Origin of the sequence: Blastococcus tunisiensis, assembly GCF_900112815.1 — a bacterium.
GTDB lineage: Bacteria > Actinomycetota > Actinomycetes > Mycobacteriales > Geodermatophilaceae > Blastococcus_B > Blastococcus_B tunisiensis.
This window is the reverse complement of record NZ_FOND01000004.1, coordinates 50,488-67,548: the sequence shown is the minus strand read 5'-3', so window position 1 is coordinate 67,548 and position 17,061 is coordinate 50,488. Positions and strand designations below refer to the sequence as shown.

The 17,061-nt window shown below is 73.8% G+C and carries 14 protein-coding genes; 6 read left to right on the top strand and 8 right to left on the bottom strand.

Annotation, left to right across the window (positions count from 1 at the left end; translation table 11 throughout):
- Window positions 1-194 precede the first annotated feature (194 nt).
- Complete coding sequence (locus tag BM142_RS06505) at window positions 195-3,455, top strand: acetyl-CoA carboxylase family protein (RefSeq protein ID WP_254790605.1); 3,261 nt, start codon at window positions 195-197, stop codon at window positions 3,453-3,455.
- A 39-nt stretch (window positions 3,456-3,494) separates the two neighbouring features.
- Here the strand turns inward: BM142_RS06505 and BM142_RS06500 are convergent, their stop codons facing one another.
- From BM142_RS06500 to BM142_RS06490, 3 genes are all read right to left on the bottom strand, one after another.
- Window positions 3,495-4,130: a DUF2238 domain-containing protein gene (locus tag BM142_RS06500; RefSeq protein WP_139228790.1), complete on the bottom strand. Its 636-nt coding sequence runs from the start codon at window positions 4,128-4,130 to the stop codon at window positions 3,495-3,497.
- Between the two features lie 26 nt (window positions 4,131-4,156).
- The gene (locus tag BM142_RS06495; RefSeq protein WP_092195969.1) at window positions 4,157-4,804 is read right to left on the bottom strand and encodes a dihydrofolate reductase family protein; all 648 of its coding nucleotides are present in this window, start codon (window positions 4,802-4,804) and stop codon (window positions 4,157-4,159) included.
- Between the two features lie 405 nt (window positions 4,805-5,209).
- Complete coding sequence (locus BM142_RS06490; protein ID WP_175527138.1) at window positions 5,210-6,127, bottom strand: hypothetical protein; 918 nt, start codon at window positions 6,125-6,127, stop codon at window positions 5,210-5,212.
- Window positions 6,128-6,556: 429 nt separating this feature from the next.
- Between BM142_RS06490 and BM142_RS06485 the strand changes: the two genes are divergently transcribed.
- Together BM142_RS06485 and BM142_RS06480 are read left to right on the top strand one after the other, a co-directional pair.
- Window positions 6,557-8,230, top strand: coding sequence for a CocE/NonD family hydrolase (locus BM142_RS06485; protein ID WP_175527137.1), 1,674 nt, complete (start codon window positions 6,557-6,559; stop codon window positions 8,228-8,230).
- Between the two features lie 60 nt (window positions 8,231-8,290).
- Window positions 8,291-8,656: a hypothetical protein gene (locus BM142_RS06480; RefSeq protein WP_217640610.1), complete on the top strand. Its 366-nt coding sequence runs from the start codon at window positions 8,291-8,293 to the stop codon at window positions 8,654-8,656.
- Here BM142_RS06480 and BM142_RS06475 read toward each other — a convergent pair.
- A complete protein-coding gene (locus BM142_RS06475; protein WP_092195966.1) occupies window positions 8,616-8,969 on the bottom strand; it encodes a nuclear transport factor 2 family protein in 354 nt (117 codons plus the stop codon). The two genes, BM142_RS06480 and BM142_RS06475, sit on opposite strands and share 41 nt — an antisense overlap.
- Before the next feature lie 208 nt (window positions 8,970-9,177).
- The gene (locus tag BM142_RS06470) at window positions 9,178-11,049 is read right to left on the bottom strand and encodes an HNH endonuclease signature motif containing protein (protein ID WP_092195965.1); all 1,872 of its coding nucleotides are present in this window, start codon (window positions 11,047-11,049) and stop codon (window positions 9,178-9,180) included.
- 129 nt (window positions 11,050-11,178) lie between these two features.
- Here BM142_RS06470 and ribA point away from each other — a divergent pair, with 129 nt between their 5' ends.
- A complete protein-coding gene (gene ribA / locus BM142_RS06465) occupies window positions 11,179-11,649 on the top strand; it encodes a GTP cyclohydrolase II RibA (RefSeq protein ID WP_254790604.1) in 471 nt (156 codons plus the stop codon).
- 16 nt (window positions 11,650-11,665) lie between these two features.
- Here the strand turns inward: ribA and BM142_RS06460 are convergent, their stop codons facing one another.
- Together BM142_RS06460 and BM142_RS06455 are read right to left on the bottom strand one after the other, a co-directional pair.
- A complete protein-coding gene (locus tag BM142_RS06460) occupies window positions 11,666-12,835 on the bottom strand; it encodes a transglycosylase domain-containing protein (RefSeq protein WP_092195964.1) in 1,170 nt (389 codons plus the stop codon).
- Between the two features lie 78 nt (window positions 12,836-12,913).
- Entirely contained in the window at window positions 12,914-13,438 is a 525-nt protein-coding gene (locus BM142_RS06455; RefSeq protein WP_092195963.1) for an HAD domain-containing protein, read from the bottom strand.
- A gap of 101 nt (window positions 13,439-13,539) precedes the next feature.
- On the opposite strand from BM142_RS06455, the gene BM142_RS06450 reads away from it, so the two are divergent.
- On the top strand, window positions 13,540-15,195 hold the full coding sequence (locus BM142_RS06450; RefSeq protein WP_092195962.1) for an NAD(P)/FAD-dependent oxidoreductase: 1,656 nt from the start codon (window positions 13,540-13,542) through the stop codon (window positions 15,193-15,195).
- Window positions 15,196-15,203: 8 nt separating this feature from the next.
- Here the strand turns inward: BM142_RS06450 and BM142_RS06445 are convergent, their stop codons facing one another.
- On the bottom strand, window positions 15,204-15,413 hold the full coding sequence (locus BM142_RS06445) for a hypothetical protein (protein WP_092195961.1): 210 nt from the start codon (window positions 15,411-15,413) through the stop codon (window positions 15,204-15,206).
- 377 nt (window positions 15,414-15,790) lie between these two features.
- Here BM142_RS06445 and BM142_RS24835 point away from each other — a divergent pair, with 377 nt between their 5' ends.
- Window positions 15,791-17,041 carry a plasmid pRiA4b ORF-3 family protein gene (locus BM142_RS24835; protein ID WP_217640609.1) on the top strand — a complete coding sequence of 417 codons (1,251 nt, stop codon included), beginning with the start codon at window positions 15,791-15,793 and terminating at the stop codon, window positions 17,039-17,041.
- Window positions 17,042-17,061: the final 20 nt, after the last annotated feature.

Below are 17,061 nucleotides of genomic sequence, written 5' to 3'. Positions count from 1 at the left end.
TCCTCGTAGATCCCGCTGCGTCACCGGCATGGTGCGCGCTCGTGGCGGTTGCCATGCGTGGCTCGAAAGTGGTCCATGGAGTCCCCGTCGGCCAGAGCTGTCGCCTGGCCGACCCGGCCGAGCACCAGTCGAGCCTTCGTTCCCTGCGTCACGGCAGCGACGAGCCGGTTCTCTGTCCGTGCGAGCATCCCCGGGTGGCTGACCCGCACCGCCTGCTGATCGCCAACCGCGGAGAGATCGCCGTCCGCATCGCCCGCGCCGCGGCGGCCGAGGGGATGACCAGCATCGCCGTCACGGCGGCCGACGAGCTCGACGCCCCCCACCTCGCCGCGGCGGACGAGAGCTACGTCCTTCCGGGCACCGGCCCGGCCGCCTACCTCGACGCCGACGCGATCGTGCAGGCGGCCGTCGCCACCGGCTGCGACTTGCTCCACCCCGGCTACGGCTTCCTCTCCGAGAGCCCCGACCTGCCCGATCTCTGCGAGGAGGTGAGTAGCCGGCGCGACGCCCCGCTCGTCTTCGTCGGGCCCAACTCCAAGGCCCTCGTGGCCCTCGGCGACAAGGTGCTCGCCCGCGGCCTCGCGGAGAAGGCCGGCATCCCCGTGCTCGAAGGCCTCGGCGTCGAGGTGGACGTCGCCGTCGTCGAGAGCCTCATGGAGCAAACGGGCGCCGTCATGCTGAAGCCCCGCTTCGGCGGAGGTGGGCGTGGCACCCGAATCGTCCGCCGTGGCGACGACCTCGCGGCGGCGGTCCGCAGCGCCGGAGCTGACGCACGCGCCGCCTTCGGGAACGCCACGCTGCTCGCCGAGGCCTTCCTCGACCCGGCCCGGCACATCGAGGTCCAGGTCCTCGGCGACGCCAGGGGAGACGTCGTCGTCCTCGGCGACCGCGACTGCTCCCTGCAGCGCTCGCGGCAGAAGATCGTCGAGATCGCACCCGCGCCGCACCTGCCCGGTCACCTCCGCGAGCAACTGCACCGGGCCGCCGCCGACCTCATCGAGCGCGTCGGACTACGCGGCCTGGCTACCGTGGAGTTCCTCGTCTCCGCCGACGACCCCGAGCGCTTCGTCTTCCTCGAGTGCAACCCACGCCTGCAGGTCGAGCACACCGTCACCGAGGAGACGACCGGCCTCGACCTCGTGCGGCTGCAGCTGCGCGTCGCCACCGGCGCGACCCTCGCCGACCTCGGTCTTTCCGACGGCGCACCAGCGCCCGTCGGTGTCGCCGCCCAGGCCCGCGTCAACGCCGAGACGGTCACCGCCGACGGCGCCCTCGTCCCGTCCGCCGGCACCATCGCCTCGCTCACCCTCCCCGGCGGTCCCGGCGTCCGCGTCGACACCGCCGCCCGCCCCGGCGCCGAGCAGAGCTCGCGCTACGACTCGCTGCTGGCGAAGGTCGTCGTCCACGAGCGGCAGGGCGACCTGGCCGACGCACTGCGTCACCTCCACCGCGCACTGGCCGAGGTGGACGTCGGCGGCGTCGCCACCAACACCGCCTTCCTCCGCGCCGTTCTGACCGACCCGGACGTCCTCGCCGGACGGGCCACCACCACGCTCGTCGACCACGAGGTCGCCGAGCTCGTCGCGAAGGCACCGCAGCACGCCGAACCCGAGCCGACCGAGCAGCTCGACCCCGACGAGGACGCCTTGCGTGCCTCCGTCCCCGGCACCGTCGTCGCCATCGAGGCGACGGAAGGCGCGACGGTCGAGCCCGGGGGAGCGGTCGTCGTCCTCGAGGCGATGAAGATGGAGCACGTCGTCGCGCTCCCGGCCGGGGGCACCGTCCTGCGCGTCACGGTCGAACTCGGCGACACCGTCCAGCAGGGCCAGCTGCTCGCCACCGTCGAGCACTCCGACGGGGACGCCGAGCAGGACGAAGGCACCCACGACCTCGACGCCGACCGAGCGGACCTAGCCCAGGTGCGGCGGCGCCACGAGATGGGCCTCGACGAGTACCGCCCCGAAGCGGTGGCCAAGAGACACGCCCAGGGCCGGCGCACCGCCCGCGAGAACCTCGCCGACCTCGTCGACGAGGGCAGCTTCCTCGAGTACGGGCCGCTGGTCTTCGCCGCCCAGGAGCGCCGCCGCAGCCGGGAGGAGCTGCAGGAGCGCACCCCGGCCGACGGCGTCGTCGGCGGGCTGGCCGACATCAACGGGGACATCGTCGGCAGAGCCGACAGCGCCGCCGTCGTCGTCTCCTACGACTACACCGTCCTCGCCGGCACCCAGGGCATGCGCGGCCACCTCAAGAAGGACCGGCTGTTCGAGCTGGCGGAGAAGCGCCGGCTGCCCGTCGTCCTCTTCGCCGAGGGCGGCGGCGGCCGGCCGGGCGACGTCGACCATCCGGTCGTCTCCGCGCTCGACACCGCGGCGTTCACCCTGTTCGGGCGGCTCTCCGGACTCGTCCCGACCGTCGGCATCGCCAGTGGCCGCTGCTTCGCCGGCAACGCCGCCCTGCTGGGCACCTGCGACGTCGTCATCGCCACCGAGGACGCGAACATCGGCATGGGCGGCCCGGCGATGATCGAGGGCGGCGGGCTCGGCGTGGTCGCGCCCGAGGACATCGGGCCGATCGACGTCCAGCACGCCAACGGGGTCGTCGACATCCGGGTCGCGGACGACGCGGCCGCCGTCGCCGCGGCGAAGAAGTACCTCTCCTACTTCCAGGGGCCGATTCCTGACTGGACGGCGCCGGACCAGCGCCTGCTCCGCCACCTCGTCCCCGAGAACCGCAAGCGCATCTACGACATGCGCGCCGTGCTGCACGCGCTCGCGGACGAGGACAGCCTGCTCGAGCTCCGCGACGGCTGGGGCGCCGGCATGGTCACCGCGCTGGCCCGGGTCGAGGGCGCGCCGATCGGCGTCATCGCCAACGTGCCTACGCACCTCGGCGGCGCCATCGACGCCGACGCCGCCGACAAGGCCGCCCGCTTCCTCCAGCTCTGCGACGCCCACGGACTGCCGGTCGTCTCGCTCTGCGACACCCCGGGCTTCATGGTCGGCCCCGAGTCGGAGAAGACGGCCACGGTCCGACACTTCTCCCGGCTGTTCGTCATCGGCGCCAACCTGTCGGTTCCGATCGGGACCGTGGTCGTCCGCAAGGCCTACGGCCTCGGCGCGCAGGCCATGGCCGGCGGCAGCACGAAGGTTCCGCGGTTCACCGTCGGCTGGCCGTCGAGCGAGTTCGGCCCGATGGGCTTGGAGGGCGCCGTGCGGCTCGGCATGCGCCGGGAGCTGGCGGCCATCGAGGACGACGCCGAGCGCGCCGCCGCCTACGACGCGGCCGTGGCCGCGGCGTACGAGAACGGCAAGGGCCTCAACGTCGCCGCCCACTGGGAGATCGACGACGTCATCGACCCCGCCGACACCCGCCGCTGGATCACCACGCTCACCCGCGAGGTCGCCGACACCCCACGGCCGGCGGGGCGGCGACGGCCGAACGTCGACACCTGGTGAGCACCGCCGCCCGGGCATGGGGTCGACAGGCGGACTCCCTCACGCGTCGACGTCCTCGTGGGTGTTGACCCCGGGGATGCGTCGCACCGAGCCCCAGCCGAAGCGGGTCCACGCGACCAGCAGCGCGGCGCCGACCAGCGAGCCCAGGGTGTCGCGGACCAGATCGCCGTTGGTGTCGTCGTTGTCCATCGAGAGGTTCGTGCCGAGCCACGCGTCCGAGCGCCACTCGTAGATCTCCCACAGCGCGCCCATCGAGATGCCCAGCGAGGCCGTGACGACGGCGATGCCCACGTAGTGCGGCAGGTGTGTCTCGTCGCGCGGGTCCGGCACGACCTCCACCCGCGCCAGGGCGATGTAGACGACCGGCGCGGTGAGCATCGGCAAGGTGAAGTGCACGAGGTCGTCGAAGTGCCCCCACTCGTCGTACAGGCCGAGCACCTCGCCGAACCCCTGCAGCGCCATCGCCACGGTCAGCGACAGGTCGTAGAGCCGCGGCAGGTTCACCAGCCGCGCGACGACGGTGATGCCGCCGAACAGGGCCAGCAGTGTGGCGGCTCCCCAGTCCCCGGTCACCGCGTAGGCGACGGCGCCACCCAGGATTCCCAGCCGCAGGACGTCGATGCCGTCCCGGACCACCGGCGTCCAGTCACCCAGCAGCAGCGTGCGCGTGTCCACCCGCATGGGCTACCACGCGCGCACCGTCACCGCCGCCAGAAGATGTGGTGGATCACGCCGCTGGGGCTCGGGACGACCTCGAGGTGGAAGCGGTCGGTCAGCTCGTCGGGCGACTCCCAGAGCCGCACGCCCGAGCCGAGCGTCACCCCGGGCGAGACCGCCACGTGCATCGTGTCGACGAGGTCGGCGTCGAGGAACTCGCGGACGGTGGTCACCCCGCCGCCGAGCCGGACGTCCTTGCCCCCGGCGGCAGCCTGAGCCTGCTCCAGCACCGCGGCCGGCTCGCTCTCGATGAAGTGGAACGTGGTGTCCGACAGCGTGAACGACGGCCGCGGGTGGTGGGTCAGCACGAACACCGGGGTGTGGAACGGCGGGTTGTCGCCCCACCAGCCCTGCCACTCCAGGTCCTGCCACGGCCCGCGGTGCGGGCTGAACTTGTTGCGGCCCATGATCTCGGCGCCGATGTTGTGCGAGAAGTCGCGGGTGAAGTAGTCGTCCAGGCCGCGGCTCCCGCCCGGATCGGTGCGGTTGGGCCAGCTCGCCGTGGCGCCGGCCCAGGCGGCCAGCTCCATGGGGTTGGCGTGGCCGAACGGCCGCTCCAGGCTCTGGCCCTCGCCGGTACCGAAGCCGTCGCTCGACAGGAACATGTTCTGGACCTTCAACAGCTGCGCCACGTTCGCTCCTCCGGGGATGGTCGTCGAGGGTCCGACCGCTGCGGGGAGCGGAACTCATCGACGGGCCGGCATACCGACAGTGCAGACCCTCGGCTTCGTGCTCGTCGAGGAGAAGCCGAGCGCCATTCTCGGCAGACGCGCGTCAGGCCTGAACGAAACCGGCCGGGGGGAACGGTTGCCGACGAGCCAGGAATGGTCCTTGCACCCGCAATACGCAGGATCCGTGGAGGAAGACGCGGCTGTCACTGCGAGCTGCTGATCGGAGAATTACTGACGTCCGGGCGGCGCCGGAGCCGGGGTGTCGTGGGGCAGTCTGCCGCGCGGCGTCCTTGCCATCGGCCGTCCACTGCCCCGGACAGGCCCTCGCCCCGGCGACGCGTGCCGCCGGGGCGAGGATTGCAGTGCTTAGCTGTGCGCCACGATGGACTTGATGCACTGGCCCTGGTTGGGGAACCCGTAGGTGGTCCAGCCGCCGTGCTTGCAGTCGTTCTTGGTCTCCGGGGAACTCGGCGAGACCGTGAAGTCGTAGTCGATGCCGGTCGCGTCCGTGGCGGAAGCCAGGCCGTCCCAGCCTGCGGTGCCGCCGTCGCGGAACTCCTCGCCACCGTTGGCGCCATCGTTCGTGATGGTGCCGTAGCTGTCGGTGAGAAGAGGGAGGTCGTCGACGGCCAGCGTCAGGCAGCCTTCGGCGGTCGGCAGGTCGCCAGGACTGCTCGCGCAGCCAACAGGATCAGCGGCAGGGTCGATGGTGAAGGTGACGTCGAAGACCCCGTCCGTCCCGGCCAGGTCGATCGTGTGGAACCTCTGGACGTACTCGCCGCCGGCCGCGCGGCCATCGCTCAAGCCGACCACGGCGGTGTCGGCGTCCTTCATGGTGACGTAGATGTAGCTGCCCTCGTTGAGGCCGCGCTCGTCCGCGGCGAGGGTCGCCGCGTCCAGCAGCCCGATGAGCCCGAAATCGCCCTTCTTCGCGTCACCGAGGTCCAGCGTGCCGGTGAAGGTGACGAGGCCGGCGGGGGTCGTGATCGGCGGCGCCCCCCACTGGTAGCCGTGGCTGTAGCCGGCGGGGGCGGGGTCGCCCACCTGGCGCATCCAGCGACGCGGGATCCCCGTATCCGCGGCCGGATCGACGATCTCGCTCACCGTGCCGGTGAACTGCGCAGAGCCGGCGGTCGTGTCGGCGCCGGCGGCGGTGGCGGTGACAGCGACGGTGCCGACCAGGCCGAGCGACGTGACCAACGTGGTGAGGAGAAGGCGATGGCGCATGAGATTCCTCTGGGTAGACGGAAGGCCCGGTTTCGCCATTTGCTCCCCGACGGCCATAGGCGACCAGATTCGGCCCGTCGGTTCTCAGCATGCCTCGCGCGTGCGGCGCAGGGCATCCCTACCACACCATGATCGAGATCCGGCGGTAACGGACCAGTCGTCACGGAAATGACCGAATGTGCCGAAGAATTGTCCCGTCCCGGCTGGGGTGTGCGCGCACACCCGGGAGTGGCGACCTGGCGTACTCGAATCTGCGGCGACCGGCCGCGGCCTGCCTGCCGACCGCCGCACACGCTGAACAGTCGAAAAGACGACCCGTCCGGCCCGACTGCGCTCCACGAACATGCCCACCCTCGACCCTGCGCGCCTCGCAACGGCGTCGTCGCCGGCCGGCACGCCGCTCCTTCGCAGCGCCTGCCCGACCTCCTGGGCGAGCACCCGCCGGAGCAGGACGCCGGTGTCGGGCCCACCGTTAGGGTCCGGTCCGTGCCCCAGCCCGACGGTCAGCCGCTTCCCCGAGCCGCCCGCATCGCCGCAACGGCCCTGGCCAGGCGCTGGCGGTTGCCCGCGGCCACCTCCGAGGTGCGGGTGCTGCGCGGCGTCGACGTCCCGATGCGCGACGGCGCCACCCTGCGGGCCGACGTCTACCTCCCGACGACGCCCGGGCCGCACCCCACCGTGCTGCTGCGCTCCCCGTACGGCCGCGGCGCCGGGTTCGCCGTTCCCATGACCGTGCCGTACGCCGAGCGCGGCTACGCGGTGGTGATCCAGAGCGTGCGCGGCACGTTCGGCTCCGGCGGGGAGTTCACGCCCGTCGTCAACGAGGAGCACGACGGGCAGGACACCGTCGCCTGGCTGCGCGACCAGCCGTGGTTCGACGGCCGACTCGCCACCCTCGGGCCCAGCTACCTCGGCTACACGCAGTGGGCCCTCGCGCTCGACCCGCCGCCCGAGCTCAAGGCGATGATCCTGCACATCGGTCCGCACGACCTCGCGCAGGCCGGGCTCATCGACGGCGCCTTCCAGCTCACCAACCTGGCGATCTGGACCGACCTGGTCGCCCACCAGGAGCAGGTCGGCTTCCTGCGCGGGCTCCTCCGGCTGGCGACGGCGGAGCGGCGGCTGACCCCCCATCTCGGCGACCTCCCGCTCCAAGGCCTGGCCGAGCGCTTCGGCGGCGACCCGGCCCCGTGGTTCGACGAGTGGCTGGCCCGTCCCGACCTGTCCGACCCCTACTGGGACCGCTACCGCGCGACCCCCGCCGTCCACTCGAGCACCGTCCCGACGCTGCTCATCGGCGGCTGGCAGGACTGGTTCGTCGAGCAGACGCTCTACCAGTACGCCGCCCTGCGCGACCGCGGCGTCGACGTCGGCCTCACCGTCGGCCCGTGGGCGCACCTCACCATCGACGCCGCCGTGACCACGCCGGAGAGCCTCGGTTGGCTGAACTCCCACCTGCCCGGGGCCGGCGCGGAACCCGTGCCCGAGCGCCGGGACCGGGTGCGGGTCTACGTCACCGGCGCGCGCACATGGCGGACGATGCCCGACTGGCCGCCGCCCACCACCGACCGCACCTGGTACCTCGCCCCGGACGGCCGGCTGGACGACGACGCGCCGTGCGAGCCCGGGGTCACGACGATCCACTACGACCCGATGGACCCGACCCCCTCGGTCGGCGGCCGGATCCTCGCCGGCAGCGCCGGGCAGCGCGACAACTCCGACCTCGAGGCGCGCGACGACGTCGCCACCTTCACCACCGGCCCGCTGCGCAAGCCGGTGGAGCTGCTCGGCGGGGCGCGGGTCCGGCTGTCCGTCGAGTCCGACAACCCGTACGGCGACGTCTTCGTCCGGATCTGCGACGTCGAGCCGAACGGGCGGTCGGTCAACATCACCGACCGGCTGGTGCGGCTCGACCCGGCGCCCGGTGAGGAGCCGGCGACGGGGGAGCGGACGGTGGTGACGACGCTGCCCGACACCGCGCACCGCTTCCGCGCCGGGCACCGCATCCGGTTGCAGGTCTCCGGCGGCGCCCATCCCCGCTACGCCCGCAACCTCGGTACGGGCGAGCCGCCCGGCGAGGCGACGCACGGCGTGCCGGTGAAGCACCGGATCGGCTCCGGAGGCATCCAGCCGTCGTCGGTCACCCTGCCGGCCGGCTGAGCCGGCAGCCCGGGAGCGGGTGGTTCCACGGACCACTGCCGGATCGAGCCGTTCATCGCGGTGGCGAGCCTGCAGGGCAGGCAGCACGGCTGCGACCGGTTCGCGATGCAGGGCGCCGCCGACGACCTGGTCCGGCCGCTGCAGGACCGGCCGGTGCAGGTGGACCGGGAGACGCTGTCCCTCGGCTACGCCGGCGTCTACTCCAGCTTCCTGCGACACGCGGAGACGGCGTCACGGCATTACGGCGTCGACGATCGAGACACCCTGCTCGAGGTGGGGGAGTGGCGCCTGGTCGGCTCCCAGGAGGACATGATCGTCGACATCCCCTCGACCTGCTCGCGGCCAGCCATCACCTCTCGCGAGCGGGGAGTCCCGGGGCAGCAGATCAGGTCTCGAGGCCCATGCGTTCCACGAGCCCGCCGGTGAACGTGTACACGTGACGGACGTCGGCGATGGCCAGGATCGCCCCGCCGGGGTCTCGCACGACTTGGTGGACGTCGACCTCGACCGTGCCGTCCGGGCGCTCCCGGACAGCTGTCGGCGTGACGCGTGGTCTGATCTCGGCCCACTGGCGCTGCCAGTAGTCGCGCACCGCGTCGCGTCCGGCGACCCGGCCGCCTTCCCACCCGTTGGGCCAGTCGACGTCCGGCGCCATGGCGGCCAGCACCGCGTCCAGGTCACGCGCGTTGAAGGCGCGGTACAGGTCCAGCAGGAACGGCTCCCGGTCTGAAGGAGTCATGGGTGCAGGTCCTCCAGGGGCGGCGGTCGGGTGCGGACGGGCATCGTCGCAGATGACGGCCACCGGCTGGATAGTCCTGGCCGGCCACGGTCACCCAGCTGTCCGAGCGCACACGGGGCCTTCGCCCGGCGGGTCGGTCCGTCTCACGCGTGGCCGGCTCGTCGCGCATGTGGTCCGGGTCCTGAGCGTGTGTCGGGCGGCCGGCCGATCAGAACGGGATGTCGGGGGTCCGCGGGACGGGGCGGCTGCTCGCGATGGCGGCGAGCGTGTCGTCGTACCGCTGGCGGCCGGTTCGCCGCGGGGGCTCCTGGACGCGGGTGTCGCCGTCGTCGGTGCCGAAGGCCGGCGGGTAGGTCGTGATCGTCCGCCCGCTGGGCAGGGTCCAGACCAGGCCGCCGTCGGCGTCGCGGTGCAGCCGCCAGCCCGGCGCCTGGTGCGAGAGCCGGTGGTGGTGCTCGCACAGGCAGGCCAGGTTGTCGTGCGCCGTCTCGCCGTGCGGGTGCGGAGTCTGGTGGTCGAGGTCGCAACATCGGGCGCGCAGCCGGCAGCCCGGGAAGCGGCATCGTCGATCGCGCAGCCGGACGAAGCGGTGCAGCGGATCGGTGGGGCGGTAGGCGTCCGTCGCGCCCGGTGGCCCGAGCCCCCGCCCCGCGGCAGTGGCCGACCGGAGCTCCGTGCTGTCGGTGAGCGCGAGCAACGTCCCGGTGAGCTGGTCGACCACCGCGATGCGTGGTCGCTCGGCGAGCGCGGTGTCGATCAGCCGGCGGGTGTCCAGCAGGCGGGTGAGCGCCGCGCGGGTCGCCGCTCCCGCGTCCGTGCTCGTCGGCCGCTCACCTGCGGCGTAGGCGGTCATCAGCTCCTCGGCCGCCGCCTGCTCCGCGTCCCGGAGCGCAGCGAGCCGGGTCTCGTCCGCGGCCTCGTTCGCCGCGGCGGGGTCGGCGGCCGGGGCGGCGGAGGAAGCGGCGTGGTGGTCGTCGGCAGCCGGGGTCGCGGACGCGGGGGCCGGTGCATCGGAGGAGGCGGGGTCGTCGTCGGTGCGCGGGATCAGGCCGAGCTGGCGCGCCAGCTCACGGACCTGCGCGGCGGACACCGGGTCGCCCTCGAGCTCTCCGGGTTCGTCGGCGTTCGGCCCCTGCCCGGTCACGGTGTCGACGCCGGCGACGAGCGTGAGCACCACCCGGACGGCGGGGTGGTCGGCGTGCGGCCGCAGGATCAGGTCGGCCAGGCAGTCGGCCATCCGCTGGTCGTGGGTGCGCGGATCGCGGTTGCCGTTCTCGTCGAACTCGCACGCCTTGGCGTACTCGCTCAGCGCCTCGCGGCAGGCCCGCCCGACCGGCGTCGTCAGCAGCGCGGTCAGCGTGGACATGCCGTCGTCACGGGCATCCAGCCGGACGTGCCGGTCGCGCACCGCCTTCGCCAGCCGGTCGGCGGCCGCGGTGGCGTCGATGCGGGCGACCGCCCTCCGCACGGAGGCCTTCAGCGCGGAGGGGGTCTGGCGCGATGCCCGCGGCAGCACGGACTCCTCGACCTCCCGGCGCTTCGCGGGGTCGGCCACCGGGCCGGCGACCTCGACCATCACCCGCGCGTGCGCCGGGGAGATGTCTCCCGCGCTCAGCGCGGCAAGCGTGCCCGGCAGCCCCTCCACCAGGGTGATCGCGTCGACCAGCATCATCGACGCCGCGCGGCCGGAGACGCTCAGCGTGGCCGCGGCCTCGTCGACGGCCCATTCGCTGACCTCGGTGAGCGCGACCGGCCGGGACGCGCGCGACGCCGCGGACGCGGCACCCTGCTCGCCGGGTGCCCGGTCGAACATCGCGGCCGGGCGGCTGCGGGCGAAGCCTGCCAGGGCCCGCACGCGCCGCGCCTCGTCGCGGGACAGCTGCTTCGCCGCGGCCACCGCGTCGTCCAGGAGCGCCGCCCCGGACGTCAGCAACCGGGCCCGGGAGTCGAGGAACCGCTGGTGGTCGTCGCGCACGAAGTCGATCGGATCGGGGTACTCGCCACCGAACTCCGTCTCGAGGCAGGCGATGACGAAGGAGTCGTACTCCCCCTTCGTCAGGACCGTCTCGTTGTCGAACATACGTTCGATAGTAGTGGACCGTCGGGCGTTTGACCAGGGGGAACTGGATCAGGAATGGGCCGGCGGCGGGCCCTAGATGCGGGGAGGTCGGGTGCGGATGAGTCCGGCGGTCGCAGGCGCGGCGCCCTCGTGCGGGTGCACAGCGAGTGCCTCACCGGCGACATCCTCGGCTCGCTGCGCTGCGACTGCGGCGCGCAGCTCGAGCAGGCGCTCGCCGCGATCGCGGCCGAGGGGTGCGGGGCGGTCGTCTACCTGCGCGGCCAGGAGGGGCGGGGCATCGGCCTCGGCCACAAGATCCGGGCGTACGCGCTGCAGGAGGCGGGGCTGGACACCGTCGACGCCAACACCGCGCAGGGGCTGCCGGTCGACTCGCGCAGCTACGGCGTCGGGGCGCAGATCGTGGGCGACCTGGGCATCCGCCGGTTGCGGCTGATCACCAACAACCCGGCCAAGTACGGCGGCCTCGACGGCTACGGCCTCGACATCGTCGGCCGGGTGGCCCTGCCGGTCGTGGAGACACCGCACAACGTGCGCTACCTGCGCACCAAGCGGGAGCGGATGCAGCACGACCTCGTCCTGGCGGCCGACGGCGCCGGCTGAGCGCGCCGGCGGTACGTCAGGCGGTGCCCTCCGCGGCGATCAGCTCGGTGACCTCCTCCGGCGGGGACGTGCAGTCGTCCCCCGAGGGCTCCTGCTCCGACGCCAGCCCGGTCACCCCGGCGTCCTCCACCGGCTGGAAGCCGAGCCGGTCGATCCAGGCGGGCACCCGGTTCTGGGCGTTGATCACGTGCGAGCGGGACAGCCAGCCGAGGCCGTCGTCCACCTCGAAGTCCATCCCGCCGCCGGGGGCGCGCTGCACGTGCCCTGGCGAGGGGAGCAGGCCGACCAGCTGCACGGCCTGCGCCTGGGTGAGCTCGGCGGGCGGGGAGTCGAAGTAGTACCAGCCGGCCGCGCAGACGCCGTAGATCGTCGGGCCGAACTGGGCGTAGTTGACGTACAGCTCGAGCATCCGCCGGTCGTCGATCAGCAGGGCCATCTCCGAGGAGAGCGCCGCCTCGAGCCCCTTCCGCCAGGCGCTGAGCTCCTGGTTGAGGAACAGGTTCTTGGCCACTTGCTGCGGGATCGTCGAGCCCGACGGGTCCTCCTCGCCGCCGAGGTGCGCGTACGCGCGGCTCCACAGCGCATCCCACTCGAACGCGCCGGAGCGGTAGGGGAGCTGGGAGTCCTCGTGCGCGATCACCGCGGCCAGGAAGTTGCGCGAGACGTGCTCCACCGGCACCGAGTCCTGGATCGCGCCGTCCGGGTTGGCCGCCATGAAGGCCGTCGTCGGCGGGTCCACCCAGCGCAGCGACAGGATCAGCAGCGCCTGGACGACGACGACCACGGCGAGCACGCGGACGGCCCGGCGCAGCAGCCCCCGGCGGGGACGGCGGCCGGCGGCGTCCCGGCGGTCGCGTCGGCCGCGGCGCCCCCGCGGGGACGGGTACGGGCCCTCGGCCGGCGGGTACGGGCGCTGCTCCGGGGGGTACGGGCGGCCCGGCGGCTGCGGGCGCTCGGGCGCCGGGGGCCACGGGTACGCCGGTCCCTGCGCCGGCGGCGCACCCGAGTAGCCCGAGGGCGGGGCGCCGTACCAGTCGTTCCCCGCCGGCGGGGGACGGTCGAACCGGGGACGCTGCTCGTCGTACCGCGGCTGCTCGTCGTAGCGCTGCTGTGGCGTCGTCGGCGGGTCCTCCGTCCGTCGGCGCAGCCAGCGGGTCGTCCGGGAGCCCGGCTCGGAGGAGGCCATGCCAGCGGTGCTCCCTTGGTCGGCGTCGAGCGGCCAGGGTACGGCGGCAACCTGTGAGCCCTGCCGGTATCGGCCGGTTCAGTCCGCGTCGTCGAGCCAGGCCGCCACCCGGTCCAGCTCCTCGTGGGTCAGCCCGGTGAACACGTCCGGCGCCACCACCAGCACCTGGCCGGAGGCGGCCAGCCACTCAGAGGTGTCCGCGGCCTGGTCGGCGAGGTCGTCGTCGATCCACACGATCCGGCGTCCCGGCTCGGCCTCGGCGACCGCCCGCGCGGCGGCCAGCTTCCACCACCCGGCCGCCCCGCCCCACCGGCCGGCGTAGCCGGTTGACGCGACGCCGTCCCGGCTGTGCGTGCGCAGCCCGCGGGGCAGCCCCATGGGCCCGGCCAGCAGCTGGTCGGCCCGCTCGGTCCAGGTGGTCAGCCACTGCAGCTCCACCCGCCCCGACTCGTGCCACTCGCGCAGCCGCGCGGTGACCGACGGGTCCCACGACAGCACGTAGCCGTTGAAGGTGCCGCGGCGCCAGTTCGCCGGCAGCTCCGGGTGCAGGGCGTTGAGCACCCCGTCGACGTCCAGCAGCAGGACCGGCGGGGGAGAAGTCACCCCGCCGTCCTACCGCGCGCAGCAGCACCTGGCACGGCGGGGGGTCGCCTTCCTAGGATCTCCGCGCACGGGGTCGCCGCGTCCGTTCTGCCGGAGCCGCCATGAACGCACCCCTGATCCTCGCCGTCGACGACGATCCGGACCTGCTGGCCTCCGTCGAGCGGGAGCTGCGCAGCCGCTACGCGGCCGACTACCGCATCTGCCCGCTGAGCACCCCGGCCGAGGCCCTGGCCGTCCTGGAGGCGAGCACCACCGGCGGTGCGGACGTCGCCCTCGTGCTCGCCGCCGAGGAGCTCGCCGGCGCACCCGGCACCGAGTTCCTCGGCGAGGTGCGGCGCTTCTCCCGGGACGCGCAGCGCGCCCTGCTCATCTCCTGGGAGCACCTCGGCGAGCCGGTGACCGGCGACGCGATCTTCGAGGCGATCCCCCGCGGCCGGATCGACCACTACGTCGTGCGCCCGGCCCCGCCGCCCGACGAGCAGTTCCACCAGGCGATGTCGACCTTCCTCCTCGGCTGGGCCGAGTCGCGGCGACGTGCCCCGCACACCATCGACGTCGTCGGCGAGAGCTGGTCGGGCCGGGCCTACGAGCTGCGCGAGGTGCTGGGCCGCTGCGCCATGCCGCACCGCTTCTGCCTCGCCGAGTCCCGGGAGGGCCGCGCGATCCTGGCCGACGTCGGCGAGCGCAGGTTCCCGCTGCTGGTGATGCCCGGCGGCCGTGTCATGGAGGACCCCAGCGACGAGGACATCGCCCGCTCCTCCGGGCTGACGATCGACCCGTCGGGGGAGCGGTTCGACCTGGTCGTCGTCGGCTGCGGGCCGGCCGGGCTGTCCGCGGCCGTGTACGGCGCCTCCGAGGGGCTGCGCACCGTGGTCATCGACTCGGGCAGCATCGGCGGGCAGGCCACCTCCAGCTCCTCCATCCGCAACTACCTCGGCTTCCCGCGCGGCGTTACCGGCGCCGACCTGGCCCGCCGCGCCTACCAGCAGGCCTGGGTGTTCGGGGCCCGGTTCGCGTTCATGCAGCAGGTCACCACCCTGCGCCGGGAGGACGACGGCATCGTCCTCGGCCTGCACACCGGCGGGCTGGTGGTGGCCGGCGCCGTCGTCCTGGCCACCGGCGCCAGCTACCGCCGGCTGGGTGTGCCGGAGCTGGAGGCGCTGCACGGCGCCGGCGTCTTCTACGGTGCCGCCGCGTCCGAGGCGTCCATGGTCACCGGCGAGGAGGTGGTGATCGTCGGCGGCGCCAACTCCGCCGGGCAGGCCGCCATCCACCTGGCCGCCTACGCCAAGCGGGTCACCCTCGTCGTCCGGGCCGCGACGCTGGAGGCGGCCATGTCGCACTACCTGGTCCGGCAGGTCGAGGGGACGCCGACCATCGAGGTCCGCACCGGCACCGAGGTCGTCGGTGGCGGGGGAGAGGGGTGGCTCGACCACCTCGTGCTGCGCGACCGGGACACCGGCGAGCAGGACACGGTCGGCGCCTACGCGCTCTTCCTCATGATCGGCGCCCAGCCGCACACCGGCTGGCTGCCGGACGCCGTCGAGCGCGACGACGGCGGCTTCGTCGTCACCGGGTCCGACCTCGGCGACGACGTGCTGCGGGCGCTGGGCCGACGGCCCTTCGCCCTGGAGACGAGCGTGCCCGGGGTGCTCGCCGCCGGGGACGTGCGGCGGGGCTCGGTGAAGCGGGTGGCGTCCGCGGTCGGCGAGGGGTCGATCGCGATCCAGTTCGTGCACCGGCTGCTCGCGGTCTGAGCCGTCTCTCACCCGGCGTCGGCCGGGGTGTCGACGAGGCGGGCCCCACGGAGGCGGACACCGGCACCCCATCGACAGTCCCTGGGTGGCCCCGCGTGCGGCTCTCCCGCGTCGATGGCGGCCACCTCGTCCCAGGCCGGCCCCACCCCGGACCGGACGACGTCCTCCAGGTCGCCGGTCAGGACGACGTCGAACGTCCGGCTGAGCTCGTCCAGCACCGGGGTGCAGTCGCTGGATCGGCACGGACCGACTCCCTCGAAGCGGGCCGTCAGAGCCCACCGTGATCCGGTCCCCGGGAGCGGTGCCGTGCAACCGGTGCTCCTTGCCGAGCTTTCCGGCCTGCGCGTCGTCGAGCAGCTCGCCGCCGGCTCCGGACACCTCGACCCGGCACGCCACACCGTCCGTGACCCCCATGCCCCGGCCCGGCCCGTGCAGGACCCGCAGCGTCCCACCGACGCCGCTGTCGGTGAACCGGCGCTCGTCGCCCACGGTGTAGTCGTAGGGGTACGTGCCGGGCTTGCGTCGCCCCACGTCGGCTCCTTCCGGCGCCGTGGTCAGGTGCCCGCAGTCTCGCGCACCTGGCAGGCTCGGCGGTATGCGTGCCGACCTGGCCGAGCTCCTCGACGAGCTGCACGGTTCCCGCAGCGATCTGCTGCAGACGGTGGACGAGGCTGCCCTCGACACCGGGCCCCCGGCACCGGAGCCCGAGGTGGTCGAGCCCTACCGGTGGTTCCTGGCGCGCATCGGGGACGGCGTGCGGCTCACCGGTGCCGGCTACCTGCCGCCGCCGCTGGTCGGCGAGACGATGCGTGCCCTCGGCTGGGACGCCGGCTGGTTCGGCGCGGCCAACCGGGAGGACACCACCCGTCCCGTCGCGGAGCTGCGCGACACCGCACGGCGGCTCGGACTGGTCCGCGTGCACCGCAAGGAGCTGCGCCCGACGGCCACCGGACGGCGGCTCGCCGACGACCCGGTCGGTCTGTGGCACCACATCGCCGGTCGGCTGCCCCTGGGCCGCGGAGACGCCGGCCGCATCGCCGGGCTGCTCTGGCTGCTGGCGGTCGCCGCCGGCCGTCCGCACCCGGAGGACCTCGTCGCCGAGGGGATGAATGCGCTCGGCTGGGAGTCCGGGGAGACGGGGGAGCCGCTCGACCACTGGACGGCCTTCTCCGCGGTCCGGGACACCGTCCGGACCGTCTTCGATCTGCTCGGACTCCTCGATGCCCGCCACGAGCAGCAGCCGCCGACGCCGTCCGCGGTCGCGCTGGCCCGCGCCGCGCTGCAGCACGAGGACCCGCCGACCCCGGTCAGAGCGGGGCCGGCGGTCGAGCTCACCGTCACCCTCCGCGACGTCGACCCGCCCGTGTGGCGTCGGTTGACGGTCCCCGAACGGAGCACGCTGCGCGACCTGGACCGGCTGCTCCAGGCCGCCATGGGCTGGCGGGGCACGCACCTGTCGCTGTTCGAGCTGCACGGCCGGACCTACGGCGAGATCGAGGACATGGAGGAGCTGGGCGACCCGCGGACGGTGAGCATGGCCGCCGTCCCGGAGGGCACGGTGTTCGGCTACGACTACGACCTCGGCGACGGATGGGAGCACGACGTCCGTGTGGAGGGCCGCCGGACCGCGGAGGCGCCGACCTGCCTGGCCGGCGCGCGCGCCTGCCCGCCCGAGGACAGCGGCGGGCCGGACGGCTACCACCGGCTCGTGCAGATACTCGGGGATCCGCGGCATCCCGAGCACGCCGACCTGCACGCCTGGCTCGGGCGCCCCTTCGACCCGGAGGCATTCGATCCGGATGCGGCGACTCGCCGCATGCGCGCCCGGTCCCGTTCGCGCCGCTGAGCAGCCTCGTCGGCCCGGAG

Excerpts from the sequence above, each read along its gene's own strand:
- BM142_RS06450 (WP_092195962.1), top strand. The coding sequence starts at position 13,540 with ATGAACGCACCCCTGATCCTCGCCGTCGACGACGATCCGGACCTGCTG.
- BM142_RS06470 (WP_092195965.1), bottom strand. The coding sequence starts at position 11,049 with ATGTTCGACAACGAGACGGTCCTGACGAAGGGGGAGTACGACTCCTTC.
- BM142_RS06490 (WP_175527138.1), bottom strand. The coding sequence starts at position 6,127 with ATGGCCGTCGGGGAGCAAATGGCGAAACCGGGCCTTCCGTCTACCCAG.
- BM142_RS06460 (WP_092195964.1), bottom strand. The coding sequence starts at position 12,835 with ATGGCCTCCTCCGAGCCGGGCTCCCGGACGACCCGCTGGCTGCGCCGA.
- BM142_RS06475 (WP_092195966.1), bottom strand. The coding sequence starts at position 8,969 with ATGACTCCTTCAGACCGGGAGCCGTTCCTGCTGGACCTGTACCGCGCC.
- BM142_RS24835 (WP_217640609.1), top strand. The coding sequence starts at position 15,791 with ATGCGTGCCGACCTGGCCGAGCTCCTCGACGAGCTGCACGGTTCCCGC.